This is a genomic window from Streptomyces sp. NPDC031426 (genome assembly GCF_055581585.1).
Window position 1 is genome coordinate 1 of the sequence record NZ_JBVIJE010000016.1, and the last position, 22,599, is coordinate 22,599.

Below are 22,599 nucleotides of genomic sequence, written 5' to 3' on the forward strand. Positions count from 1 at the left end.
CGGTTACATTCCGAACCCGGAAGCTAAGCCTCACAGCGCCGATGGTACTGCAGGGGGGACCCTGTGGGAGAGTAGGACACCGCCGAACAATTCTTGGGAAAGGCCCACGCCGGATGGCGTGGGCCTTTCTGCGTTTAGGGGACCCGCAATACCCCGAAGGGCGGCAGAGCCAGGGCGGATCAGAGCCGGCCCGCCGCCTTCAGAGCCAGATACGCATCCGCCAGTGCCGGCGCCAGATCCTCCGGCGTCGCGTCCACAACCGTCACACCGTGCCGTCGAAGCTGCTCAGCCGTGCGCTGACGCTCGCTCTGCGCCTGAGCCGCCGCCGCTGCCTCGTACACCGCCTCCGCGCTGCCCCGGGACTCTGCCATGCGGGCGATGTGTGGGTCGGCCACCGAAGCGACCAGAAGGGTGTGCCGCTGAGTGAGCTGCGGAAGCACGGGGAGCAGACCCTGCTCCACGGGGGCCGCGTCGAGCGTCGTGAGCAGCACGATCAGGGATCGGCGGGGGGCCGTACGCAGAGCTGCGCCGGTGAGGCCCCGAGCATCGGTCTCGACGAGTTCCGGTTCCAGCGGTGCCATCGCGTTCACCAGGCCCGGCAGTACGTCTCCTGCCGAGCGGCCTTGGACCAGGGCCCGCACCCGGCGGTCGTACGCCAGGAGTGCCACGCGGTCGCCGGCCCTGGATGCCAGGGCCGCGAGGAGGAGTGCGGCGTCCATGGAGGCGTCGAGGCGCGGTGCGTCGCCCACGCGGCCGGCGGAGGTGCGACCGGTGTCCAGGACGAGCAGGATGTGACGGTCGCGTTCGGGGCGCCAGGTGCGGACGGCGACGGCGGACTGGCGGGCGGTGGCTCGCCAGTCGATCGAGCGGGTGTCGTCCCCGGGGACGTACTCGCGCAGACTGTCGAATTCCGTTCCCTCGCCGCGGGTCAGCACGCTGGTGCGGCCGTCGAGTTCACGCAATCGGGCGAGTTTGGACGGGAGATGCTTTCGGCTGGTGAAAGGGGGCAGAACTCGTACGGACCAGGGCAGCTTGTGGGCGCTTTGGCGGGAGAACAGTCCGAGGGGGCCGTAGGAGCGGATCGTCACGCGGTCGGCGTGGCGGTCGCCGCGGCGGGTGGGGCGCAGCCTTGTCGTCACGCGTCGGCGTTCGCCCGGGGGGACGGTCAGTCGGTGCCGGGAGGCTTCGATCTCGGTGCCCGGCTCCCAGCTGCTCGGTGGCCATGCGTCACGCAGCCGTGCCCGCAGAAGGCGGCGGGACGGGTTGGTGACCGTGAGCGTGACGTCGGCGGTCTCCCCGAGGCGGGTGAAGGTGTCTCCGGACCGGGAGAGGACGAGGCGTCGTACGGGGGCGGCGAGCGCGTAATCGCAGGCGCAGGCGAGGGCCAGGGGGCCGTTGACCGCGAGGATGCCCGTCCAGCCGGGTTCCAGGATGCCGACGGGGATCGAACCGAGGGCCGCGAGGAGGGCGGCGCGTCCGGTGAGTGCCATCAGCGGGGGACCGGGACGTGGGCGAGGATGGCGTTGATGACGGAGTCCGCCGTCACGCCCTCCATCTCGGCCTCGGGGCGCAGCTGGACCCGGTGCCGCAGGCTGGGCAGGGCGAGGGCCTTGACGTCGTCGGGGATGACATAGTCGCGGCCCGTGAGCCAGGCCCAGGCGCGCGAGGTGGCCAGGAGGGCGGTGGCGCCGCGGGGGGAGACACCGAGGGTGAGGGAGGGCGACTCACGGGTGGCGCGGCAGATGTCCACGACGTAGGCGGTGATCTCGGGGGACACGGTCGTCTTCGCGACGGCGGCGCGGGCCGCTTCCAGGTCGGCGGGGCCGGCGACGGGGCGCAGGCCGGCGGCGCGCAGGTCGCGCGGGTTGAAGCCCGAGGCGTGCCGGGTCAGGACATCGATCTCGTCCCGGCGGGACGGCAGAGGGATCGTCAGTTTGAGCAGGAAACGGTCGAGTTGGGCTTCGGGGAGGGGGTACGTGCCCTCGTACTCGACCGGGTTCTGCGTCGCGGCGACGAGGAACGGTTCGGGGAGCGGGCGCGGGGTGCCGTCGACCGTGACCTGGCGCTCCTCCATGGCTTCGAGGAGGGAGGACTGGGTCTTGGGCGGGGTGCGGTTGATCTCGTCCGCGAGCAGGAGGTTGGTGAAGACCGGGCCCTCCTGGAAGGAGAACTCGGCGGTGCGGGTGTCGTAGACGAGGGATCCGGTGACGTCGCTCGGCATCAGGTCGGGAGTGAACTGGACGCGTTTGGTGTCGAGTTCGAGTGCGGATGCCAGGGCGCGGACGAGCAACGTTTTGGCGACTCCGGGGACTCCTTCAAGGAGAACGTGTCCGCGGCAGAGGAGGGCGACGACGAGGCCGGTCACGGCGGGGTCCTGGCCGACCACGGCTTTGGCGATCTCGGAGCGCAGGGCCTCCAGGGAGGCTCGGGCGGCGCCCGAATCCCCGGTGTTCCCGGCGTTGTCAGTGGTCGGGTCCATCATGAACGGCGTACCTCTCTTTCGAGGGCGTCGAGTTGGTCGGTGAGTGCGATGAGAGCCGCGTCGTCGCCGGGCGGCGGTCCGAAGAGGAGCGAGTGCAGGGCCTGTTGTTCGCCGGTGAGGTGGGCGGACAGGGCGGGGAGCAGGGCCTCGGGCGTGTGCGCCTGGGTGACGGGGATGCCGACGAGGGGGGCGAGGCGGGTGCGGGTGGTGGAGCGAAGAGCGGTGGCCGCGCGGTCGCGGGCGTCGGCCTTGCGGTAGAGGCGGGCTCGTCCTTCGGCGGTCTCGGAGGCGCGGATCGCGACGGGGAGTCTTTCGGGCACGAGGGGGCCGAAGCGGCGTGCCCGCCAGAAGGCGGCGAGTACCGCTGCGATGAAGAGCTGCAGGGTGCCCCAGAGCCAGCCCGAGGGGAGCAGGTCGAGGAAGTTCTTCTGGTCGCCGGTGCCGGTGGCCGAGGTGTCGGAGAGCGAGGGGAGGTACCAGACCAGATGGGGGCGGGAGCCGAGGAGTTGGAGGGCGAGCGAGGCGTTGCCCTCCTTGCCGAGGCGGTCGTTGTAGAGGATGTCGGGCGCGCCGAGCACGACGGTGTCGCCGCTCCCGGATGTCTCGGGGATGCGCAGCAGGGTGGCGAGGCGCGCACTGGGGTAGCAGCGGTCGGCGCCGAGGCGGGTGGTGGTGTAGCGGATGCCGCCGGTGTCGGCGCTGCCCGCGCGCCGGGCCGCGGGCAGGGTGCAGTGGGGGGCGAGCGTGGTGGCGCTGCTGGTGGCGGGGTCTGCGGTGACTCCCGGGGCGAGCCGTTCGACGGAGGGGGTGCCCGCCGCGACCAGGACGGTGCGCCCGCCGGAGGTGGCGGTGACCGCGCGCAGTTGGGCTTGTTGACGGTCCGTCAGGAAGTCGGGTGCGGCGACCAGAAGAGTGGTGTCCGGCCCAGCGGCGTCCCGTGCGGCGCCGAGCGAGGTGACCACGCGCGTTGCGACGCCCCGGTCGGCGAGGAGTTGAGCGACGGCACGGCTGCCGTAGGGGTCGGCGGAGCGCGGGTCCAGTGCGCCGTGCCGGACGGTGGAGCGTACGGCCGCCATGGCGACGGCCGCCACCAGGATCAGCACGGCGGCGAGTGCGATGCCTCGCGCGCGCGTCCATACCTGGCGGGTGGTGGGCGCGGTGGAGGTCGTCGGCAGCGCGGCCTCGGCGGTCACTCGGCGGCCCCCTGGTGGGCGGTGTGGGCCGTGCTGGTGGTGCTGTGGGTGAGGGCGGGTCTGGCGCGTTCCAGGTCACGGTCGAGTTCGGCGATGCGGTGGTACGACTGCTCGGTCGCCCTGCGACCGCCGTATGTGACATCGTCGAACTCGCGGGCCGCGGCCCGCAGTCGGTCGGTGTGTGCGGGCAGGGACCGGCCGGCTTCGGCGGCCGCTTCGTCGGCGGTGCGGCCCGGGCGGACGTCGAGCAGAGTGCGTTCCTCCAGGGAGCGGACGATGGCACGCATGCGTTCCTGCACGGCCTGGTTCCAGTGGCCCTGGGCCGCGTGTGCCTCGGCGGCCGCGCGGTGTTCGGCGGCGCTGCGGGGGCGGTCGTCGAACAGGGCGGCGGCGGAGGAGGAGGTGGGTTGCCGGCGCGGGGTGCCCAGGCGCCACCACAGGGCGGCCAGGACGGCGACGACGAACAGGACCACGACGACCAGGCCGATCGTGCCGCCGGGTGTCGCCGAGGCGGCCGAGTCGAGCAGCCGGCCGAGCCAGTCCCAGAAGGCGTTCAGGGCACGTTGGAACAGCCCGGGTTCGTTCTCGTGGTACAGCCGCTTGGACAGTTCGCGGCGTGCCGCCTCCCGCGCGGGATCACGCGGGATGGTCAGGGGCGGCTCGTCTCCCGAGCCGCCTGCGGCGCGGACGGCCGTGTCCGCCGCGCGCAGCAGGCCTCGTACGACCGTGCCGCCGGCGCCGGACGGGGCCGGCGCCGCGAGCACTCCCCCCGTGAGACTCACCGCATCAGCTCCCCGGGACGGGGCCGGGCCCGGCGGTGTTCTGGACACCGGCGGCGCGGACCAGTTCGAGGTCGAGGGCTTCGCGGCGGATGCGCTGGTCGATGTAGAGGAGCACGGTGACGCCCGCGCTGATCGGCAGGGTGAGCGTGGTGCCGATCAGGGCGCCGATACCCCGGATGATCAGGGCGGTCCAACCGATGTGCCCGCCGCTGGTACCGAGCACGTCGCTCGTGCTGTCGCCGCTGGCGGCGGCCCCGATGAGGGCGAAGGGGATGGAGATGACCGACGCGACGATGACGGTGATGAGCAGGGTGAGCAGCACGATGCCGAAGGTGCGCCACCAGGAGCCGCGGACGAGCTTCGCGGAGCGCTTCAGGGACTTCACGATGCCCTGCCGCTCCAGCATCAGAGCGGGCGCGGCCAGGTAGAAGCGGATCCCCAGCCATATCGCGACGACGGTGGCCGCGAGGAAGCCGAGCACGAGCAGGGCGGCTCCGCCGTTCCTGTTGCCGGAGAGCAGGAGGAGGAGGCCGGGCAGTCCACCGACGACCACGACACCGGCGAAGATCAGGCCGAGCAGAATGAGCAGTCCGAGGAGTTTCAGGATCTGCGGGCGGGATTCGCGCCAGGCCTCGCCGGCGGTGATCGACCTGCCGAGGACGGCCCGGCTGGTGATGGTCGTGAGCAGGGCGGTCAAAAGGATGATGGCGACCGTCCGGATCACCGAGACGATGCCGGTGCCGATCATGGTCTCGTGCAGGGCGTGGAGCGCTTCGTCGGGGCTGGCGTTGTTCGGGTCGTTGATCGTCGTCTGGACGGTGGTGTCGTTCAGGACGAGGCCCTGCAGCAGGACCATGCTGGTGTTCAGGAGCAGGGACACCGCCAGCGAGATGCCGAGGACCGTGCGCCAGTGCGTGCGCATGGTGGAGACGGCGCCGTCGAGGATCTCGCCGACGCCGAGCGGGCGCAGCGGGATGACGCCGGGCTTGGCCGCGGGCGGGGGACCGCCCCAGCCGCCGCCCCAGGCTCCGTATCCGCCGGGGTTGCCGTAGCCGCCGGGAGGGCCGCCGTACCCGCCGCCGTATCCGCTGGGAGGGCCGCCGTACCCGCCGTATCCGCCGGGCGGCTGTCCGGTCCAGCCCGGGCCTGGCGGCGAGGGTGGCGGGGTCTGGTGGGCGCCGGGGGCACCGGTGGGCGCGGACCACTGGCCGGGTGGCGGCTGCTCCTTGGACCACTTTCCGCCTGGGCCCTGCGCGTCGGCATGCGGCTGCGCCGGGGGTGCGGTTTCGCCGGGGCCGTCGGCAGGCTCGGCGGGACCGGACGCGCCGGGTTCCCGCCCCTCGTTCGCCGGGGCGGTTCCGGGCGAGGCCCAGCCCGGAGTGTCTGTCATCGAAGCTCCTTCTCGGTGCCCGTCCGCGGTCGCCGCGTCAGGTTGGCAGCCATCGTGCCATGGGGTGGTCATCAAGGGACCGGCCGCGGTGGGCGCTGGATGCCTTCAATTGTCCGCCGGATCCGGGGCAGACTGACCGCATGGCTGATCAGCAGGCGCGAACCGACGGAGACAAGCGGCCGACCGAGATACCTGCGATCCGATGGGAGGAACCACCCGAAGGCCCGGTGGTCGTGCTTCTCGACCAGACCCGGCTGCCGGCCGAAGAGGTCGAGCTGGTGTGCACGGACGCGCCGGCGCTGGTGGAGGCGATCAGTTCGCTCGCCGTGCGCGGGGCGCCGCTGCTCGGGATCGCGGGGGCGTACGGTGTCGCGCTCGCCGCCGCGCGCGGATTCGACGTGGCCGAGGCGGCGCAGGCCCTCGAGGGCGCCCGGCCCACCGCGGTGAACCTGTCCGTCGGCGTGCGCCGCGCCCAGGCCGCGTATCAGGCCGGGCTGGCGAAGAGCGGCGATCCCACCGAGGCGGCGACGGCGGCGCTGGCCGCGGCGCGGGCGCTGCACCGGGAGGACGCCGAGGCCAGCGCCCGGATGGCGGCTCACGGACTGGCGCTGCTGGACGAACTGGTGCCCGGCGGCGGGCACCGGATCCTCACCCACTGCAACAGCGGCTCGCTGGTGTCGGGGGGTGAGGGCACGGCCTTCGCGGTGGCCCTCAAGGCGCACCGCGAGGGGCGGCTGCGCCGGCTGTGGGTGGACGAGACGCGTCCGCTGCTGCAGGGTGCGCGCCTCACGGCGTACGAGGCGGCCCGCACGGGCATGGCGTACACCCTGCTCACCGACAGCGCGGCGGGTTCGCTGCTCGCGGCCGGCGAGGTGGACGCGGTGCTGATCGGGGCGGACCGGATCGCGGCCGACGGCTCGGTGGCGAACAAGGTGGGGAGCTATCCGCTCGCCGTGCTGGCGCGGTACCACCATGTGCCGTTCATCGTGGTGGCTCCGGTGACGACGGTCGACCCGGGCACCCCCGACGGGGCGTCCATCGAGGTCGAGCAGCGGCCCGGCTTCGAGGTCACCGAGATAGCGGCGCCTCAGGTGCCGGTGACGGGAGCGGGAGGCGGGGTGCCGGTGGCGCCCTTGGGGACCCAGGCGTACAACCCGGCGTTCGACGTGACGCCGCCCGAGCTGGTGACGGCCATCGTCACCGAGGAGGGTGCCGTCTCACCCGTGACGGCCGAGTCTCTCGCGGAGCTGTGTGCCAGGTCGCGCCAGGTGACGACCAGCTGATGGGCTGATGCCGGCTCGACGGTCGGCGGACGGGGGCAGACAGTGACGGCTCCGTACGACTATCGTCACCGGCCAGTGACCTCCCTCACCAGGGCGCCTGTCGCTGTTATGAGAATGGGATGATGTCGTTTATGAAGGGACGAGTCCTTGTCGTCGACGACGACACCGCACTGGCCGAGATGCTCGGCATCGTGCTGCGTGGTGAAGGTTTTGAGCCGTCTTTCGTAGCCGACGGCGACAAGGCGCTGGCCGCTTTCCGGGAGACCAAGCCGGATCTGGTCCTGCTCGACCTGATGCTGCCCGGTCGGGACGGCATCGAGGTGTGCCGGCTGATCCGGGCCGAGTCCGGGGTGCCGATCGTGATGCTCACGGCGAAGAGCGACACCGTCGACGTGGTCGTGGGCCTGGAGTCGGGCGCCGACGACTACATCGTCAAGCCGTTCAAGCCGAAGGAGCTGGTCGCCCGGATCCGGGCGCGGCTGCGGAGGTCGGAGGAGCCGGCGCCGGAGCAGCTGACCATAGGTGACCTGGTCATCGATGTGGCCGGGCACTCGGTGAAGCGGGACGGGCAGTCGATCGCGCTGACCCCGCTGGAGTTCGACCTGCTGGTCGCGCTCGCCCGCAAGCCGTGGCAGGTGTTCACCCGTGAGGTGCTGCTGGAGCAGGTGTGGGGCTACCGGCACGCCGCCGATACCCGGCTTGTCAATGTGCACGTCCAGCGGCTGCGTTCCAAGGTCGAGAAGGACCCGGAGCGGCCCGAGATCGTGGTGACCGTCCGTGGTGTCGGTTACAAGGCGGGGCCGAGCTGACATGTCCGGGGACAGCGCCGCTTCGGCACCCGGCCGGTCCGGGGCCCGTCCGGGGCGGCCTGTCGGCCGGACGGCGGGTGCCCGGTTCAGGAATCTCTTCGAGGGCGGGCTGCTCGAGGGCGGGGTCCAGGGCAGTCCGGTCATCAGGCTGCTGCTGCGCTGGGTGCGCCGTCCGCTGCTGCCGGTGATGCGGCTGTGGCGGCGCAACATCCAGCTGCGGGTCGTCGCCACCACGCTCGTGATGTCCCTGGGCGTCGTGCTGCTGCTGGGCTTCGTCGTGATCGGGCAGGTGCGCAACGGCCTGCTGGACGCGAAGGTGAGGGCCTCGCAGAGCCAGGCCACGGGCGGCTTCGCGGTGGCCAAGCAGAAGGCGGACGAGGCGGCCAGCGGCGCCGGTACGGGTGCGGCCGCCGGCAGCGGCACCGCCGACGGCACCGCGACCGCGGACGGCCGGCAGTCTCAGAACGTCATCCAGTGGATGAGCGACCTCGTGGAGTCGCTGTCCAGCGGCGGCGCGGGCGCCTTCGACGTCGTCACGCTGCCCGTCGGCGACGACAGCGGCGGCGGCCGCAGCCCGCGCGGTTCCGGGAACGTCAACCCGACCTCCAGCATCCCCGACGACCTGCGTGAACGGGTCAACAGCGGTACGACGGCCGCCCAGAGCTACACCCGGATCGTCTATGCCAACGGCAAGGAGTCGCAGCCGGCGCTGGTCATCGGCAAGCAGGTCAACGACCCCAACGGGCGGCCGTACGAGCTGTATTACCTCTTCCCGCTCACGCAGGAGGAGAAGTCCCTGAGCCTGGTCAAGGGCACTCTGGCGACCGCGGGGTTGTTCGTGGTCGTGCTGCTCGGGGCCATCGCCTGGCTGGTGGTGCGCCAGGTCGTCACGCCGGTGCGGATGGCGGCCGGGATCGCGGAGCGGCTGTCGGCCGGGCGGCTGCAGGAGCGGATGAAGGTCACCGGCGAGGACGACATCGCCCGACTGGGCGAGGCCTTCAACAAGATGGCGCAGAACCTCCAGGTGAAGATCCAGCAGCTGGAGGACCTGTCGCGGATGCAGCGCCGGTTCGTGTCGGACGTCTCGCACGAGCTGCGCACCCCGCTGACCACTGTCCGCATGGCCGCCGACGTCATCCATGAGGCACGCGAGGACTTCGACCCGGTGACCGCGCGCTCGGCCGAGCTGCTCGCCGACCAGCTGGACCGCTTCGAGTCGCTCCTCGCGGACCTGCTGGAGATCAGCCGCTTCGACGCGGGCGCGGCGGCCCTGGAGGCCGAGCCGATAGACCTCCGGGAGGTCGTCCGGCGTGTGGTCAGCGGCGCCGAGCCGCTCGCCGAGCGCAAGGGCACGCACATACGCGTGGTCGGCGATCAGCAGCCCGTCGTGGCCGAGGCCGACCCCCGCCGTGTGGAGCGCGTGCTGCGCAACCTCGTCGTCAACGCCGTGGAGCACGGCGAGGGCAGGGACGTCGTCGTCAAGCTCGCTGCGGCGGGCGGCGCGGTCGCCGTCGCGGTGCGCGACTACGGCGTGGGACTCAAGCCGGGCGAGGCCACGCGCGTGTTCAGCCGCTTCTGGCGGGCGGACCCGGCACGCGCGCGTACCACCGGCGGTACGGGCCTCGGGCTGTCGATCGCGCTGGAGGACGCGCGGTTGCACGGCGGCTGGCTGCAGGCCTGGGGCGAGCCGGGCGGCGGCTCCCAGTTCCGGCTGACGCTGCCCAGGACCGCGGACGAGCCGCTGCGGGGCTCGCCGATACCGCTGGAGCCCAAGGACTCGCGCCGCAACCGCGGCCTCGACGAGGCCGGTCTGCCCGGCGGAAGCGAGGAGAAGCGGGCGACCGTTCCCGTGCAGCAGAGCGGCGCCCAGGCGCCCGCGCTGCCGCCGCGCGCCCCTGCTGGGCCCACCGCCGGTCCGGCCGCGCTGCCCGGCAACGGAAACGGCGCACGCGTGGTACCCCGGCCCACCGGTGGCGCACGGCGTGCGGACGACAGGCCCACCACGCGTCCGGCACCCGATGGGGGCGCGGCCCGGCCGGATGCGGCCGACAAGGAGGACTCGACCGAGCCAGGGGAGGCATTTCGTGGGCGCTGACCGCAAGGGGGGCGCCCGGCCGCGGCCGGGACGCGCGTTGGCCTACGCCGCCCTGGGGACGGTACTTCTGGCCGGGTGCGCCTCGATGCCGGACAGCGGGGACCTGCGGAACGTGGAGTCCACGCCGCGGCAGGACACCGGGGTCCGGGTGTTCGCCATGCCGCCGGCCGAGGGTGCCGGGCCCGCCGAGATCATGCAGGGCTTTCTGGAGGCGCTGACCAGCGACGACCCGGCGTACGACACGGCGCGCAAGTACCTGACGCCCGACGCGGCGCACACCTGGCGGCCGGAGCAGTCGACCACGGTCCTCGCCAACGGGCCGAGCATCGAGCCCGACTGCCGGCCGGGCGCGGGGCCGGACCGGGCGGGCAGCGCGACCTGTGTCCTTGCCGGCAGCATGGTCGCGACCGTGGACGCGCAGCAGGCGTACGAGCCGGTCGGCGGCTCCTACCGCAAGAAGGTGCATCTGACGCGGGACCCCAAGAACGGCCAGTGGCGCATCGATGCGCTGCCCGACGGGGTCGTCATGGGCAAGTCGGATTTCCAGCGCAACTACACGCCCGTCGACAAGTACTACTTCGCCTCCGACACGGCGGTGGGGTCCGCGGGGGAGCCGGTGGCGGTCGCCGATCCGGTGTTCGTGCGCAGCAAGGTGGACCCGATGACGCAGATGGTCCGCTCGCTGCTGACCGGCCCCACCCGCTGGCTCGGGCCGGTCGTCAGGTCCAGCTTCCCGACCGGTACGGCCCTCCAGAAGGACGTGTCGGGGCTGGCTCCGGACGACCAGAACAAGCTGACCGTGCCGCTGAACCTCAAGGAGTCCCAGGCCGCGGCGACCAAGTGCACCGAGATGGCGACGCAGCTGCTGTTCACACTGCGAAATCTGGCGCCGACGCTGGAGTCCGTCGAGCTGCAGGGCGTCGGCGGCCACCGGCTGTGTGACCTGAGCGAGGAGCGCGCCGAGGCCACCGCCTGGCACGGGTCGGCCAAGAGCCCCGAGAACCTGTACTACCTCGACGGCAAGCACCGGCTGGTGCGGATGCCGACCGGGAGCACCACCACCAGCGCCGTACCGGTGCCGGGTCCGCTGGGCGAGGGCGGCAAGGCGTTCGAGTCGGTCGCGGTGTCGCGGGACGAGCACAGCGCGGCCGGCGTCGGCGACCAGGGGAAGTCGTTGTACGTGACGTCGCTGGCGTCGGGCGGTTCGCTGGGTCAGGCCCTGGTGACCAGCCAGGGTGCGACCCTGGACGAGCGGCTGACCACACCGAGCTGGGACGCCCGCGGCGACCTGTGGATGGCCGACCGGGACCCGCGCCGTCCCCGGCTGTACGTGCTGCAGCAGGGCGCCGCCAAACCGGAGGAGGTCGCGGTCCCGGACCTGCCCGGCCGGATCACGGACGCACGGGTCGCCGCCGACGGCGTGCGGATCGCGCTCGTCGTGGAGAAGAAGGACGGCAAGCAGTCCCTGCTGATCGGCCGGGTCCAGCGCGACGACGGCACCGGGCAGGACACGTCGGTGGTCGAACTGCGGTCGGCCGCGCCCGACCTGGAGCAGGTCAGCGCCCTGTCGTGGGCCGGGGACAGCAGGCTGCTCGTGGCCGGCCGGGAGCAGGGCGGCGTGCTGCAGATGCGGTACGTCCAGGTCGACGGCTCCACGCTCGACGGTCCGGCACCGGGCGCGCTCACAGGCGTGAAGTCGATCGCCGCGTCCGAGGACGAGCGGGTGCCGCTGGTGGCCTCCTCACAGGACGACGGGATCGTACGGCTGCCCTCCGGGTCGCAGTGGCAGAAGGTCGACAAGGACGGGACGGCGCCGGTCTATCCGGGCTGAGCGTCACGCACCGCCCCTTCCCCGTGTGGGTGAGGGGCGGTGCGCGTTTCCCCGGGTTGTCCACAGGGCGTTTTCCACAGGGGTGGCCGGGCCGTTTCCGCCTTGGCACAGTGGTGGACATGCGGGGGTGGTGGCAGGACCTCACCGACCTGGTGCTGCCGACCGACTGCGCGGGCTGCGGAGCACCCCGTGCGGTGCTGTGCCCGCGGTGCCGGGCCGCGCTGTGCGGGCGCGCGCCACGGCGGGTGCGGCCGGTGCCGGAGCCGGCCGGGCTGCCGGTGGTGCATGCCGTGGCTCCGTATGCGGAGGAGGTGCGCACGCTGCTTCTGGCGCACAAGGAGCGGGGCGCGCTGGCCCTCGCGGGAGCACTGGGTGCGGCCCTGGCGCGAGCCGTGCGGGCGGGGCTCGACGCCGGTTTCGGGCCCGTGCTGCTCGTGCCCGTGCCCTCCGCGCGGTGGGCCGTGCGGGCGCGCGGGCACGATCCGGTGCGGCGGATGGCGCTCGCGGCGGCCGGGGAGCTGCGGCGCACCGGTACGCCGGCCAGGGTGGCGGCCGTGCTGCGGCAGCGGCGGCCGGTGGCGGACCAGGCCGGGCTGGACGCTCGGCGGCGCCTGGCGAACCTCACGGGTGCGCTGGAGGTGACGGCGGGCGGTGGCCGGCTGCTCGGCGCGGGACACGTCGTGCTCGTCGACGACCTGATCACGACGGGCGCCAGCCTCGCGGAGGCGGCGCGGGCTGTCCGGGAGGTGGCAGAGGAGGGAACTGGAGTGAGAACAGTCGTGTACAGAGCCGTAACTCGGGAAGGAAGGGATGAACGACGGATCGGAGCACGATGGGAGAGTGGGAAGTGGGTGCATGGTGCACCGGAAAAGGCGGCTGTGAACACTCTCCGGCATGCGCTCCATGCGGCCGTGATCGCCGCCCCGCTGGATTCTTTCGAAATGAACAGGAACTGATCGCTGACTTGCATCGTTGCAGGTAGCGGGAGGGGTAATTCACCTGAACGGAGGTACGCCGGAGTAGAGGGTGACGACATCCGTCCGGGCGAGATATGTTCGGTTGTGAGGAAAGGCGCAGGCCACACCTCTCATATCGGAATGCCGTGCCACGGGTTTTCGGCAATCACCCGTGGCGATGGGGTGCAGATCTCGCCCTTGGGGGAGGAGGAGGTGGAAGTCACCGAGTCCGAGGTCCGGTGCTCACCGGATCTGGTGCAAAAGGGAGATGCTCCGCCGACGGAGCGGAGCGATCCGGGAACGGAGTTCTGCGTGGACATCGTCGTCAAAGGCCGCAAGACCGAGGTGCCCGAGCGGTTCCGCAAGCACGTGGCCGAGAAGCTGAAGCTGGAGAAGATCCAGAGGCTCGATGCCAAGGTGATCAGCCTCGACGTCGAGGTGTCCAAGGAGCCCAACCCCCGACAGGCCGACCGCTGTGACCGAGTGGAGATCACGCTCCGCTCTCGCGGTCCGGTGATCCGGGCGGAGGCAGCGGCAAGCGACCCGTACGCGGCACTCGACCTGGCGGCGGAGAAGCTGGACGCCCGGCTGCGCAAGCAGCACGACAAGCGTTTCTCCCGCCGAGGCGCACGCCGGATCTCGGCGGCCGAGGTTCCCGACCACGTGCCGGGCGCGGCGACGCTGAACGGCAACGGCCTCCCCGCTCAGGAGGAAGAGACGGACGGAGTGCCGACGAAGAAGATCGGCTCGCTGGAGGTCAAGGGAGAAGGCCCCCTCGTCGTCCGCGAGAAGACGCACGTCGCCGCTCCGATGAGCCTCGACCAGGCCCTTTACGAGATGGAACTGGTCGGCCACGACTTCTACTTGTTCGTCGACGCGGAGACGAAGGAACCCAGCGTCGTCTACCGGCGGCACGCCTACGACTACGGCGTGATCCACCTCAGCACGGACCCGATGGTCGCTGAGGCGCAGCATCCCGCGGCAGGTGGCACGCTGGGCGGCTGACCCATCCGGCCCACGTCGAGCCGGTGCCCCTGGAAGCGCGTGTGCGCCCCCAGGGGCACCTGTGTGCGACCAGTTCGCGCCTCGCTCGTCACCCCGGTGCCGTCCGGGCATGGAATCATGGCCGGACCGGCCCAACCGGTGGGCCGTTGCCTTGGGTTGGCGATGGCACAGGACCACAGGCCACAGCCTTCAGGGGGAGGAACGATGGCGGACACCTTCGGACCGATGCGGGACGAGGATGGCGACGACGGTGTCATCGGCATGGGCACGGATGCGGGCTCCGTTCGCGCGGAGCCGATCAGGGTCCTGGTCGTGGACGACCACGCCCTCTTCCGGCGCGGCCTGGAGATCGTGCTCGCGGCCGAGGAGGACATCCAGGTCGTCGGCGAGGCCGGTGACGGGGCCGAGGCCGTGGACAAGGCCGCCGATCTGCTGCCCGACATCGTGCTGATGGACGTCCGCATGCCCAAGCGCGGCGGGATCGAGGCCTGCACCTCCATCAAGGAGGTCGCCCCCAGCGCCAAGATCATCATGCTGACGATCAGCGACGAGGAGGCCGACCTCTACGACGCGATCAAGGCGGGCGCGACCGGGTACCTTCTCAAGGAGATCTCCACGGACGAGGTGGCGACCGCCATTCGCGCGGTGGCCGACGGCCAGTCGCAGATCAGCCCGTCCATGGCGTCCAAGCTCCTCACCGAGTTCAAGTCGATGATCCAGCGCACCGACGAGCGCCGGCTGGTGCCCGCGCCGCGGCTGACCGACCGGGAACTGGAGGTGCTCAAGCTCGTCGCCACCGGGATGAACAACCGGGACATCGCCAAGGAGCTGTTCATCTCCGAGAACACCGTGAAGAACCACGTCCGCAACATCCTGGAGAAGCTCCAGCTGCACTCCAGGATGGAAGCCGTGGTCTACGCGATGCGGGAGAAGATCCTCGAGATCCGCTAGCGCCTACCCGAGCAGGCCGGCGAGTTCCCTCGTCAGGGGCTCGCGCAGACCGGGCGCGTCCACCCGCTCCACCCGGACGTCCGTGCAGTTCACCCAGGTCGCCGCCTCGACCAGGGCCTCGGCGACCGCAGCGACCGCCTTCGGGCCGTCCAGGGTGACCTGCCTGGCCACCAGCGTGCGGCCCTCGCGCGCCGGATCCACCCGCCCGATGAGCCGGCCGCCCGCGAGCACCGGCATCGCGAAGTAGCCGTGGACCCGCTTCGGCTTGGGCACGTACGCCTCAAGGCGGTGGGTGAAGCCGAAGATCCGCTCCGTGCGCGCCCGCTCCCAGATCAGCGAGTCGAACGGCGACAGCAGGGTGGTGCGGTGCCGGCCGCGCGGCGGAGTCGCCAGGGCCGCCGGATCGGCCCAGGCCGGCTTCCCCCAGCCCTCGACCTCGACCGGCACCAGACCCGAGTCGGCGATCACCGCGTCGACCTGCTCGCCCTTGAGGCGGTGGTAGTCGGCGATGTCCGCGCGCGTGCCGACACCGAGGGACTCGCCGGCCAGCCGGACCAGCCGGCGCAGGCACTCGGTGTCGTCCAGTTCGTCGTGCAGCAGCGCCTCCGGGACCGCGCGCTCGGCGAGGTCGTACACCCGCTTCCAGCCGCGCCGCTCGACGCACACCACCTCGCCGTACATCAGCGCGCGCTCCACCGCGACCTTGGTGCCCGACCAGTCCCACCAGTCGCTCGTCTTCTTCGCGCCGCCCAGCTCCGTGGAGGTCAGCGGGCCTTCCGTGCGCAGCTGCTTGATGACCAGGTCGTAGACACCCTCGGGCAGCTCGTGGTTCCAGTGCGGGCGGTTGCGGTAGGCGCGGCGGCGGAAGGCGAAGTGCGGCCACTCCTCGACGGGCAGGATGCACGCCGCGTGCGACCAGTACTCGAAGGCGTGGGTGCCCGTCCAGTAGGTGGCCTCGACCGTCTTGCGGCCGACCGCGCCGAGGCGGGCGTACGGCACGAGTTCGTGGGAGCGGGCGAGGACCGAGATCGTGTCGAGCTGGACCGCGCCGAGGTGGCGCAGCACGCCGCGGACTCCGGCCCGCCGGTCGGGCGCGCCGAGGAAGCCCTGGGCCCGCAGGGCGATACGGCGGGCGTCGTCCGCGGTGAGAGTGGTGGTCGGGCGCGGAAGGGTCGTCATGGCCCGGACGATAGAGGGTGCCACTGACAGTCCGCGGTGAGCTGCGGCTTCGCTAGCCGCGGGCGGGCAGGTACGGCGCCGTGGACGGCAGCCCCAGGTCCGAGGGGAGCAGGGAGCCGACCCAGCAGTCCCGGCGCACTCCCTTGTTGTTGAGCGCGGAGCGCAGGGTGCCCTCGATGGTGAACCCCGCACGCTCCGCCACCGCTCGGGAGGCGCGGTTGCCGACCTCGGCGCGCCATTCGACCCGGTCGACGCCGACCTCGGTGAAGATCCACCGGCAGGCGGTGAGCGTGGCCTCGGTGACGTAACCGTGGCCGCGGTGCTCCTTGGCCGCCCAGAAGCCGACCTCCGCCACGCCGAGCGAGCGCATGGTGAGACCGAGCATGCCGGCGAGTTCCCCACCGGTGAGGAACACACCGAAGGTGAACATCGAACCCTCCGCCCAGCCGTCGGGGACCAGCTGCTCGGTGAAGCCGCTCGCGTGCTCGGGCAGATACGGCGAGGGCACCGTGGTCCAGCGCTGGATCTCGGGGTCCTGCGCGGCGTCGTGGACCGCCTGGGTGTCGTGCGGGCCGACGGTGCGCAGGATCAGGCGGTCGGTGGTGAGTGTGACGGGTTCCATCGGCTGATTGTGCTCGGCGATACGCGGCCGAGCCATCGGTTTTCGCTATATGTGAGCGCGTGATCACAGTTCGCGCAATTCCTCGCGCGGATGCGGCACTATCCGTGGGGCCCGTCCGTTGTCCGGGATGAAGCAGCCACGAAGCAGCCGTCGCACCGCCAGGCCTCCCGGCCCAGCCGGGGTCTCGCATACGATGGCCGTTGCTCAGTACGTCAAATGGAAACCGACCGTCCCAGGCCCGACCGGCAAGGAGACAAACCCCCGTGTCCGTCCTCTCGAAGATCATGCGTGCAGGCGAAGGCAAGATCCTGCGCAAGCTGCACCGCATCGCGGACCAGGTCAACTCCATCGAAGAGGACTTCGTGAACCTCTCCGACGCCGAGCTGCGGGCCCTCACCGATGAGTACAAGCAGCGGTACGCCGATGGTGAGAGCCTGGACGACCTGCTCCCCGAGGCCTTCGCCACCGTGCGCGAGGCCGCCAAGCGCGCCCTCGGTCAGCGGCACTACGACGTGCAGCTGATGGGTGGCGCCGCCCTCCACCTCGGCTATGTGGCCGAGATGAAGACCGGTGAGGGCAAGACCCTCGTCGGCACCCTGCCCGCGTATCTGAACGCCCTGTCCGGCGAGGGCGTCCACATCGTCACGGTCAACGACTACCTGGCCGAGCGCGACTCCGAGATGATGGGCCGCGTCCACAAGTTCCTGGGCCTGAGTGTCGGCTGCATCCTCGCCAGCATGACCCCGGCGCAGCGCCGCGAGCAGTACAACTGCGACATCACCTACGGCACGAACAACGAGTTCGGCTTCGACTACCTGCGCGACAACATGGCGTGGTCCAAGGACGAGCTCGTCCAGCGCGGACACAACTTCGCCATCGTCGACGAGGTCGACTCCATCCTCGTCGACGAGGCCCGTACGCCGCTGATCATCTCGGGCCCGGCGGACCAGGCCACCAAGTGGTACGGCGACTTCGCCAAGCTGGTCACGCGCCTGAAGAGGGGCGAGGCGGGCAACCCGCTGAAGGGCATGGAGGAGACCGGCGACTACGACGTCGACGAGAAGAAGCGCACGGTCGCCATCCACGAGGCCGGCGTCAGCAAGGTCGAGGACTGGCTGGGCATCGACAACCTCTACGAGTCGGTGAACACCCCGCTCGTGGGTTACCTGAACAACGCCATCAAGGCCAAGGAACTCTTCAAACGCGACAAGGACTACGTCGTCCTCGACGGCGAAGTCATGATCGTCGACGAGCACACCGGCCGTATCCTCGCCGGCCGCCGCTACAACGAGGGCATGCACCAGGCGATCGAGGCGAAGGAAGGGGTGGACATCAAGGACGAGAACCAGACGCTCGCCACGATCACCCTGCAGAACTTCTTCCGCCTCTACTCGAAGCTGTCCGGCATGACCGGTACGGCGATGACCGAGGCCGCCGAGTTCCACCAGATCTACAAGCTCGGCGTCGTCCCGATCCCGACCAACCGCCCGATGGTCCGCAAGGACCAGTCGGACCTGATCTACCGCACCGAGGTCGCCAAGTTCGAGGCGGTCGTCGACGACATCGCCGAGAAGCACGAGAAGGGCCAGCCGATCCTCGTCGGCACGACGTCCGTCGAGAAGTCGGAGTACCTCTCGCAGCAGCTCAGCAAGCGCGGCATCCAGCACGAGGTGCTGAACGCCAAGTACCACGAGCGCGAGGCGTCGATCGTCGCGCAGGCCGGCCGCAAGGGCGCGGTGACCGTGGCCACCAACATGGCCGGTCGTGGTACGGACATCAAGCTCGGCGGCAACCCCGAGGACCTCGCCGAGGCGGAGCTGCGCCAGCGCGGCCTCGACCCCGAGGAGCACATCGAGGAGTGGGCCGCGGCCCTGCCCGCCGCGCTGGAGAAGGCCGAGCAGGCCGTCAAGGCCGAGAAGGAGGAGGTCGAGGAGCTCGGCGGCCTCTACGTCCTCGGCACCGAGCGGCACGAGTCCCGGCGTATCGACAACCAGCTGCGCGGTCGTTCCGGCCGTCAGGGCGACCCGGGCGAGTCCCGCTTCTACCTCTCCCTCGGCGACGACCTGATGCGCCTGTTCAAGGCCCAGATGGTCGAGCGCGTGATGTCCATGGCCAACGTGCCGGACGACGTGCCGATCGAGAACAAGATGGTCACGCGCGCGATCGCGTCCGCGCAGTCGCAGGTCGAGCAGCAGAACTTCGAGACCCGTAAGAACGTTCTGAAGTACGACGAGGTCCTCAACCGGCAGCGCGAGGTCATCTACGGCGAGCGCCGGCGCGTGCTGGAGGGCGAGGACCTGCACGAGCAGGTCCAGCACTTCATGGACGACACGATCGACGCGTACATCCACGCGGAGACCTCCGAGGGCTTCCCCGAGGACTGGGACCTGGACCGGCTGTGGGGCGCGTTCAAGCAGCTCTACCCCGTGAAGGTCACCATCGAGGAGCTGGAGGACGCCGCCGGCGACCGGGCCGGTCTGACCGCGGAGTTCATCTCCGAGTCCATCAAGGACGACATCCACGAGCAGTACGAGGCCCGGGAGGCGCAGCTCGGCTCCGAGATCATGCGTGAGCTGGAGCGCCGGGTCGTGCTGTCGGTCCTCGACCGCAAGTGGCGCGAGCACCTCTACGAGATGGACTACCTCCAGGAGGGCATCGGCCTGCGCGCGATGGCGCAGAAGGACCCGCTGGTCGAGTACCAGCGTGAGGGCTTCGACATGTTCACCGCGATGATGGACGGCATCAAGGAGGAGTCCGTCGGCTATCTGTTCAACCTGGAGGTCCAGGTCGAGCAGCAGGTCGAGGAGGTCCCGGTCGAGGCCGCGGAGCCGGTCGGCGAAGGTGTTCCGGAGACGGTTCCGGCGCAGGCCGGGGCGCGTCCGGAGATCCGCGCGAAGGGGCTGGACGTTCCGCAGCGGAGGGATCTGCACTTCTCGGCGCCGACCGTCGACGGTGAGGGCGGCATCGTGGAGCGCGACCTGGAGGACGACGAGCCGGTGCGGTCCGAGGCGGACGGGCTGACGCGGGCGGAGCGGCGGCGGCAGGCCAAGGGCGGGCGGCGCCGTAAGAAGTAGCGGTTGCCCGCGGCGCTTCAGCCGTGTGTGAAGGGCCGGGTTCCTTTGGGACCCGGCCCTTCTGCTGCTAGGGGCGGGGGCCGGTCTCCACTGCTGTGCAGCGCCAGCGGAGGTCGTGGCCGCGTTCCAGGCGGAAGGCGAGGGCGCGCAGCTGGTTGCCGGCGGCGATGCGGGCGAAGACCTCCAGGGCTCCCTCGCTGGGGACGTAGTAGCCGATGTCGTGGACGACGGGGCGGGCTCCGCGGGTGCGCAGGGGGCTGCGTTCGGCGAGGCGGGTCAGGTCGTCGTAGGCGCGGCCGGCGGTGTGGCGGAGCATCCAGTGGACGGGCCGCTGACCGCTCAGGACGGCCAGCAGACGGTCGGCGAAGAGGTCGGTGGGGCGTACCGGGGGCAGGACGGTCTCCGGCGCTGTGCGGGCCGTGTCGGCGTTTCGGGGCGCGGCCGGTGGCATGGCGTGCCTACCCCTGATCGACGGCTTCCGGGGTGGGGCGCCGCCCGGGCGGCGGGTGTCGTGCCGGGTCGGCGGGCGGTGGCGCGGGTGCGGCGCGCGGTTCGTCGTCTGAGGCGCGGTGCGGCTCATGACCTTGTTCATGGGATCCCCGTTCGGCGGGCCCGGTGATACCGGGCGGTAACCAGCTGGTGGGGATCTTGTACGGGGGCGGCTGGCGGGGTGGCAAGCAGGGCGGGGAGGGCTCGGAAGGTGCGGGAAGGTTCACCTATCCGAGGGGTGCGGGGCGCTCCGGACGCCGAGGTGCGGCGGGTGTACCGGGTGAATCCGAGGCCTGGAATGGACGGCTCCCGCGGCCTGGGCACAGACCCGAAAGGGGACCGGCGCACGTATCCTGTAGGCCCTCGGGAGACGCGGCAACCGGCCTTCCCGGGGCCTCAGCGGAGCCTTTGAGCAGGAAAGAGCGGCCAGCATGCGCGTCTACGTCCCCCTGACCCTCCCCGGTCTCGCCGAGGCGCACAAGACGGGCGAGCTGGGGAGCGGCCCGTTCCTGGCGTACGCCGTCACGCCCGCGCTGCGCGAGTGGTACCTCTCCGAGGACATCGAGGAGCTGGAGTACGCGGCGCTCAGCCGGGCCGCGCTGGCCTCCCTGCGGCTGCTGGCTGCGGACCGGGGTGCGGTACGGCGCCGGGTCGTGGTCGCGGTGGACGTGGCCGACGGCGCCGCGAGCGTCGACCCGGACCGTGGGCTGGACCCGTCCGCCCTCGGCGAGGTGACCGTGACGGTGTCCGTGCCGCTCGCCAAGGCGGCCGCGGTGCATGTCGACGCCGATGACGCGGAGCAGGACGTGGCCGCTGCGGCGGAGGCGCTGGAGGCGGCCGACGGTGGGGACGACGACGCGCAGTTCGTGGTGGACGGCGCGGACGATCATGAGCTGCTGTGGTACGCCTCGCAGGAGATTCCCAACCTCGTCGGACTCGCCTGACCCGATCCGACCTGGGCGGATTCACCGGCCCGCCTCGTTGTCAGTGGGGGCGGGTACGGTTTCTGGCATGGGGATGAAGGGGAGTTCGCACATCGTCTGGGACTGGAACGGCACGTTGTTCCACGACAATGACGCGATCATCGGGGCGACGAACGCGGCCTTCGCCGAGCTGGGCCTCGAACCGATCACGCTGGAGCAGTACCGGTCGCTGTACTGCGTGCCGGTGCCGAAGTTCTACGAGCGCTTGATCGGACGGCTGCCGACCGATGCCGAGTGGGAGCTGATGGACGGGGTCTTCCACCGGTACTACGCCGAGCACCGGGCGCGGTGTGGTCTGGCCGAGGGCGCGGAGCAGCTGCTCGCGGGGTGGCGGTCGGCGGGGCACAGCCAGTCGCTGCTGAGCATGTATGTGCACGAGGAACTGGTGCCGCTGGTGCGCGGGTTCGGGATCGAGGCGCACTTTCTGCGGGTCGAGGGGCGTACGGGGCCGTCCGGGGGGAGCAAGGCCGAACACATGGTGCGGCATCTGGAGGCGCTGGACGGGGTCGTGGAGCCTGCGCGGACCGTGGTGATCGGGGACGCGGCGGATGACGCGGTCGCGGCGCGGTGGGTGGGGGCGCGGGCCGTGCTGTACACCGGGGGGTCGCACAGCCGGGCGAGTCTCGAGGAAGTGGGGGTGCCGGTGGTGGACACGCTGGCCGAGGCGGTGGAGGAAGCGCAGCGAATAGCGGCGTAGCCGTGGGTGCGGTGGCGGTGCTCTGTGCTGTGGCGGGGTGCAGGGCGCAGGGTGCTGCCGCTGGGCGACGGGTGTTTCGCTTGCCGCGCCGGCGGGGTGCGGCTGCCCCCACCCGTGCCGCCCAGCGGCACGACTGCCCGAGCCACGCAGGTGCGTCGGCCCGGTGGCACACGACTGCCGCGGCTGCGAAGCCGCGCAGCCCCTCAGCTCGCCGGTGTCTTGGAGCGCAGGATCTTGAGGAACTCGCGCATCCAGGTCGGGTGGTCGGGCCAGGCTCGGGAGGAGACCAGGGTGCCGTCGACCACGGCTTCGGTGTCCTGGAAGCTCGCCCCGGCTGCCTGCATGTCGGGCTCCAGCGCGGGATACGCCGTGACCCGGCGGCCGCGCAGGCTGTCGATCGCCGCGGTGAGCAGCGGGCCGTGGCAGATCTGGGCGACCGGCCGGTCGGAGTCGAAGAACGCCTTGAGGATCTTGCGGAGCTCGGGGTCGTTGCGCAGATACTCGGGGGCCCGGCCGCCGGGGATGACGAGGGCCGCGTACTCGCCCGGGTCCACGTCGGCGAAGGCCAGGTCGGCGGGCCAGGTGTAGCCGGGCTTCTCGGTGTAGGTGTCGTAGCCGGGTTCGAAGTCGTGGACGACGAATCGGAGGGTCTTGCGGGAGGGGGCCGCGATATGGACCTCGTAGCCTTCCTCGCGCAGGCGCTGGTACGGGTAGAGGACTTCCAGGGACTCCGCCGCGTCGCCGGTGACGATCAGGATCTTCGCGGGCATGTCGGCTC

Annotated in this window: 19 protein-coding genes and 1 rRNA gene; 11 read left to right on the plus strand and 9 right to left on the minus strand. The window is 71.3% G+C overall.

The window, feature by feature from the left end; genetic code table 11:
* Nucleotides 1-88 (plus strand): 5S ribosomal RNA (gene rrf / locus ACZ5NH_RS28880); the annotation flags it as partial.
* Nucleotides 89-179: 91 nt separating this feature from the next.
* On the opposite strand, the gene ACZ5NH_RS28885 is transcribed toward rrf, so the two are convergent.
* The 5 genes from ACZ5NH_RS28885 to ACZ5NH_RS28905 are packed head-to-tail and all read right to left on the minus strand — an operon-like array spanning nt 180 to nt 5,847.
* Nucleotides 180-1,490 carry a DUF58 domain-containing protein gene (locus tag ACZ5NH_RS28885; protein ID WP_468779289.1) on the minus strand — a complete coding sequence of 437 codons (1,311 nt, stop codon included), beginning with the start codon at nt 1,488-1,490 and terminating at the stop codon, nt 180-182.
* On the minus strand, nt 1,490-2,479 hold the full coding sequence (locus tag ACZ5NH_RS28890; protein WP_468779484.1) for an AAA family ATPase: 990 nt from the start codon (nt 2,477-2,479) through the stop codon (nt 1,490-1,492). The genes ACZ5NH_RS28885 and ACZ5NH_RS28890 overlap by 1 nt, the downstream gene beginning before the upstream one ends.
* Entirely contained in the window at nt 2,479-3,675 is a 1,197-nt protein-coding gene (locus tag ACZ5NH_RS28895; RefSeq protein WP_468779291.1) for a DUF4350 domain-containing protein, read from the minus strand. Before ACZ5NH_RS28895 ends, ACZ5NH_RS28890 begins: the two co-directional genes overlap by 1 nt.
* A complete protein-coding gene (locus tag ACZ5NH_RS28900) occupies nt 3,672-4,457 on the minus strand; it encodes a DUF4129 domain-containing protein (protein ID WP_468779293.1) in 786 nt (261 codons plus the stop codon). The genes ACZ5NH_RS28895 and ACZ5NH_RS28900 overlap by 4 nt, the downstream gene beginning before the upstream one ends.
* A gap of 4 nt (nt 4,458-4,461) precedes the next feature.
* Nucleotides 4,462-5,847 (minus strand): DUF7847 domain-containing protein, encoded by a 1,386-nt coding sequence (locus tag ACZ5NH_RS28905; RefSeq protein WP_468779295.1) that lies wholly within the window; start codon nt 5,845-5,847, stop codon nt 4,462-4,464.
* A gap of 140 nt (nt 5,848-5,987) precedes the next feature.
* Between ACZ5NH_RS28905 and mtnA the strand changes: the two genes are divergently transcribed.
* The 7 genes from mtnA to ACZ5NH_RS28940 all read left to right on the plus strand — a co-directional run bounded on the left by mtnA (nt 5,988) and on the right by ACZ5NH_RS28940 (nt 14,777).
* The gene (mtnA, locus tag ACZ5NH_RS28910) at nt 5,988-7,130 is read left to right on the plus strand and encodes an S-methyl-5-thioribose-1-phosphate isomerase (RefSeq protein WP_468779297.1); all 1,143 of its coding nucleotides are present in this window, start codon (nt 5,988-5,990) and stop codon (nt 7,128-7,130) included.
* Nucleotides 7,131-7,249: 119 nt separating this feature from the next.
* Nucleotides 7,250-7,939 carry a two-component system response regulator MtrA gene (gene mtrA / locus ACZ5NH_RS28915; RefSeq protein WP_191870552.1) on the plus strand — a complete coding sequence of 230 codons (690 nt, stop codon included), beginning with the start codon at nt 7,250-7,252 and terminating at the stop codon, nt 7,937-7,939.
* Nucleotide 7,940: 1 nt separating this feature from the next.
* The gene (mtrB, locus tag ACZ5NH_RS28920; protein ID WP_468779299.1) at nt 7,941-10,034 is read left to right on the plus strand and encodes an MtrAB system histidine kinase MtrB; all 2,094 of its coding nucleotides are present in this window, start codon (nt 7,941-7,943) and stop codon (nt 10,032-10,034) included.
* Nucleotides 10,024-11,865, plus strand: coding sequence for an LpqB family beta-propeller domain-containing protein (locus tag ACZ5NH_RS28925; RefSeq protein WP_468779301.1), 1,842 nt, complete (start codon nt 10,024-10,026; stop codon nt 11,863-11,865). The genes mtrB and ACZ5NH_RS28925 overlap by 11 nt, the downstream gene beginning before the upstream one ends.
* A gap of 119 nt (nt 11,866-11,984) precedes the next feature.
* On the plus strand, nt 11,985-12,821 hold the full coding sequence (locus tag ACZ5NH_RS28930) for a ComF family protein (RefSeq protein WP_468779303.1): 837 nt from the start codon (nt 11,985-11,987) through the stop codon (nt 12,819-12,821).
* Between the two features lie 312 nt (nt 12,822-13,133).
* Nucleotides 13,134-13,826: a ribosome hibernation-promoting factor, HPF/YfiA family gene (gene hpf, locus ACZ5NH_RS28935; protein WP_388627242.1), complete on the plus strand. Its 693-nt coding sequence runs from the start codon at nt 13,134-13,136 to the stop codon at nt 13,824-13,826.
* Between the two features lie 204 nt (nt 13,827-14,030).
* A complete protein-coding gene (locus tag ACZ5NH_RS28940; RefSeq protein WP_388627244.1) occupies nt 14,031-14,777 on the plus strand; it encodes a response regulator in 747 nt (248 codons plus the stop codon).
* 3 nt (nt 14,778-14,780) lie between these two features.
* Here the strand turns inward: ACZ5NH_RS28940 and ACZ5NH_RS28945 are convergent, their stop codons facing one another.
* Both ACZ5NH_RS28945 and ACZ5NH_RS28950 read right to left on the minus strand, forming a co-directional pair.
* Nucleotides 14,781-15,956: a winged helix-turn-helix domain-containing protein gene (locus ACZ5NH_RS28945; RefSeq protein ID WP_468779306.1), complete on the minus strand. Its 1,176-nt coding sequence runs from the start codon at nt 15,954-15,956 to the stop codon at nt 14,781-14,783.
* A 52-nt stretch (nt 15,957-16,008) separates the two neighbouring features.
* Entirely contained in the window at nt 16,009-16,578 is a 570-nt protein-coding gene (locus tag ACZ5NH_RS28950) for a GNAT family N-acetyltransferase (protein ID WP_388627247.1), read from the minus strand.
* A 263-nt stretch (nt 16,579-16,841) separates the two neighbouring features.
* Here ACZ5NH_RS28950 and secA point away from each other — a divergent pair, with 263 nt between their 5' ends.
* On the plus strand, nt 16,842-19,652 hold the full coding sequence (gene secA / locus ACZ5NH_RS28955; protein ID WP_468779308.1) for a preprotein translocase subunit SecA: 2,811 nt from the start codon (nt 16,842-16,844) through the stop codon (nt 19,650-19,652).
* A gap of 67 nt (nt 19,653-19,719) precedes the next feature.
* Here the strand turns inward: secA and ACZ5NH_RS28960 are convergent, their stop codons facing one another.
* Nucleotides 19,720-20,244 carry an Rv3235 family protein gene (locus ACZ5NH_RS28960; protein WP_468779310.1) on the minus strand — a complete coding sequence of 175 codons (525 nt, stop codon included), beginning with the start codon at nt 20,242-20,244 and terminating at the stop codon, nt 19,720-19,722.
* A 328-nt stretch (nt 20,245-20,572) separates the two neighbouring features.
* Between ACZ5NH_RS28960 and ACZ5NH_RS28965 the strand changes: the two genes are divergently transcribed.
* Together ACZ5NH_RS28965 and ACZ5NH_RS28970 are read left to right on the plus strand one after the other, a co-directional pair.
* Nucleotides 20,573-21,085: a DUF6912 family protein gene (locus ACZ5NH_RS28965; RefSeq protein ID WP_450985039.1), complete on the plus strand. Its 513-nt coding sequence runs from the start codon at nt 20,573-20,575 to the stop codon at nt 21,083-21,085.
* A gap of 67 nt (nt 21,086-21,152) precedes the next feature.
* Nucleotides 21,153-21,821, plus strand: coding sequence for an HAD family hydrolase (locus ACZ5NH_RS28970; protein WP_388627254.1), 669 nt, complete (start codon nt 21,153-21,155; stop codon nt 21,819-21,821).
* A gap of 203 nt (nt 21,822-22,024) precedes the next feature.
* Here ACZ5NH_RS28970 and ACZ5NH_RS28975 read toward each other — a convergent pair whose 3' ends face one another.
* Nucleotides 22,025-22,591, minus strand: coding sequence for a DJ-1/PfpI family protein (locus ACZ5NH_RS28975; RefSeq protein ID WP_388627256.1), 567 nt, complete (start codon nt 22,589-22,591; stop codon nt 22,025-22,027).
* Nucleotides 22,592-22,599 lie beyond the last annotated feature (8 nt).

What these genes read in the sequence shown, in the direction of transcription:
- ACZ5NH_RS28885 (WP_468779289.1), bottom strand. Translation starts at nt 1,490, where the DNA reads ATGGCACTCACCGGACGCGCCGCCCTCCTCGCGGCCCTCGGTTCGATC.
- ACZ5NH_RS28890 (WP_468779484.1), bottom strand. Translation starts at nt 2,479, where the DNA reads ATGGACCCGACCACTGACAACGCCGGGAACACCGGGGATTCGGGCGCC.
- ACZ5NH_RS28905 (WP_468779295.1), bottom strand. Translation starts at nt 5,847, where the DNA reads ATGACAGACACTCCGGGCTGGGCCTCGCCCGGAACCGCCCCGGCGAAC.
- mtnA (WP_468779297.1), top strand. Translation starts at nt 5,988, where the DNA reads ATGGCTGATCAGCAGGCGCGAACCGACGGAGACAAGCGGCCGACCGAG.
- mtrA (WP_191870552.1), top strand. Translation starts at nt 7,250, where the DNA reads ATGATGTCGTTTATGAAGGGACGAGTCCTTGTCGTCGACGACGACACC.
- mtrB (WP_468779299.1), top strand. Translation starts at nt 7,941, where the DNA reads ATGTCCGGGGACAGCGCCGCTTCGGCACCCGGCCGGTCCGGGGCCCGT.
- ACZ5NH_RS28930 (WP_468779303.1), top strand. Translation starts at nt 11,985, where the DNA reads ATGCGGGGGTGGTGGCAGGACCTCACCGACCTGGTGCTGCCGACCGAC.
- ACZ5NH_RS28940 (WP_388627244.1), top strand. Translation starts at nt 14,031, where the DNA reads ATGGCGGACACCTTCGGACCGATGCGGGACGAGGATGGCGACGACGGT.
- ACZ5NH_RS28945 (WP_468779306.1), bottom strand. Translation starts at nt 15,956, where the DNA reads ATGACGACCCTTCCGCGCCCGACCACCACTCTCACCGCGGACGACGCC.
- ACZ5NH_RS28950 (WP_388627247.1), bottom strand. Translation starts at nt 16,578, where the DNA reads ATGGAACCCGTCACACTCACCACCGACCGCCTGATCCTGCGCACCGTC.
- ACZ5NH_RS28960 (WP_468779310.1), bottom strand. Translation starts at nt 20,244, where the DNA reads ATGAACAAGGTCATGAGCCGCACCGCGCCTCAGACGACGAACCGCGCG.
- ACZ5NH_RS28965 (WP_450985039.1), top strand. Translation starts at nt 20,573, where the DNA reads ATGCGCGTCTACGTCCCCCTGACCCTCCCCGGTCTCGCCGAGGCGCAC.
- ACZ5NH_RS28970 (WP_388627254.1), top strand. Translation starts at nt 21,153, where the DNA reads ATGGGGATGAAGGGGAGTTCGCACATCGTCTGGGACTGGAACGGCACG.
- ACZ5NH_RS28975 (WP_388627256.1), bottom strand. Translation starts at nt 22,591, where the DNA reads ATGCCCGCGAAGATCCTGATCGTCACCGGCGACGCGGCGGAGTCCCTG.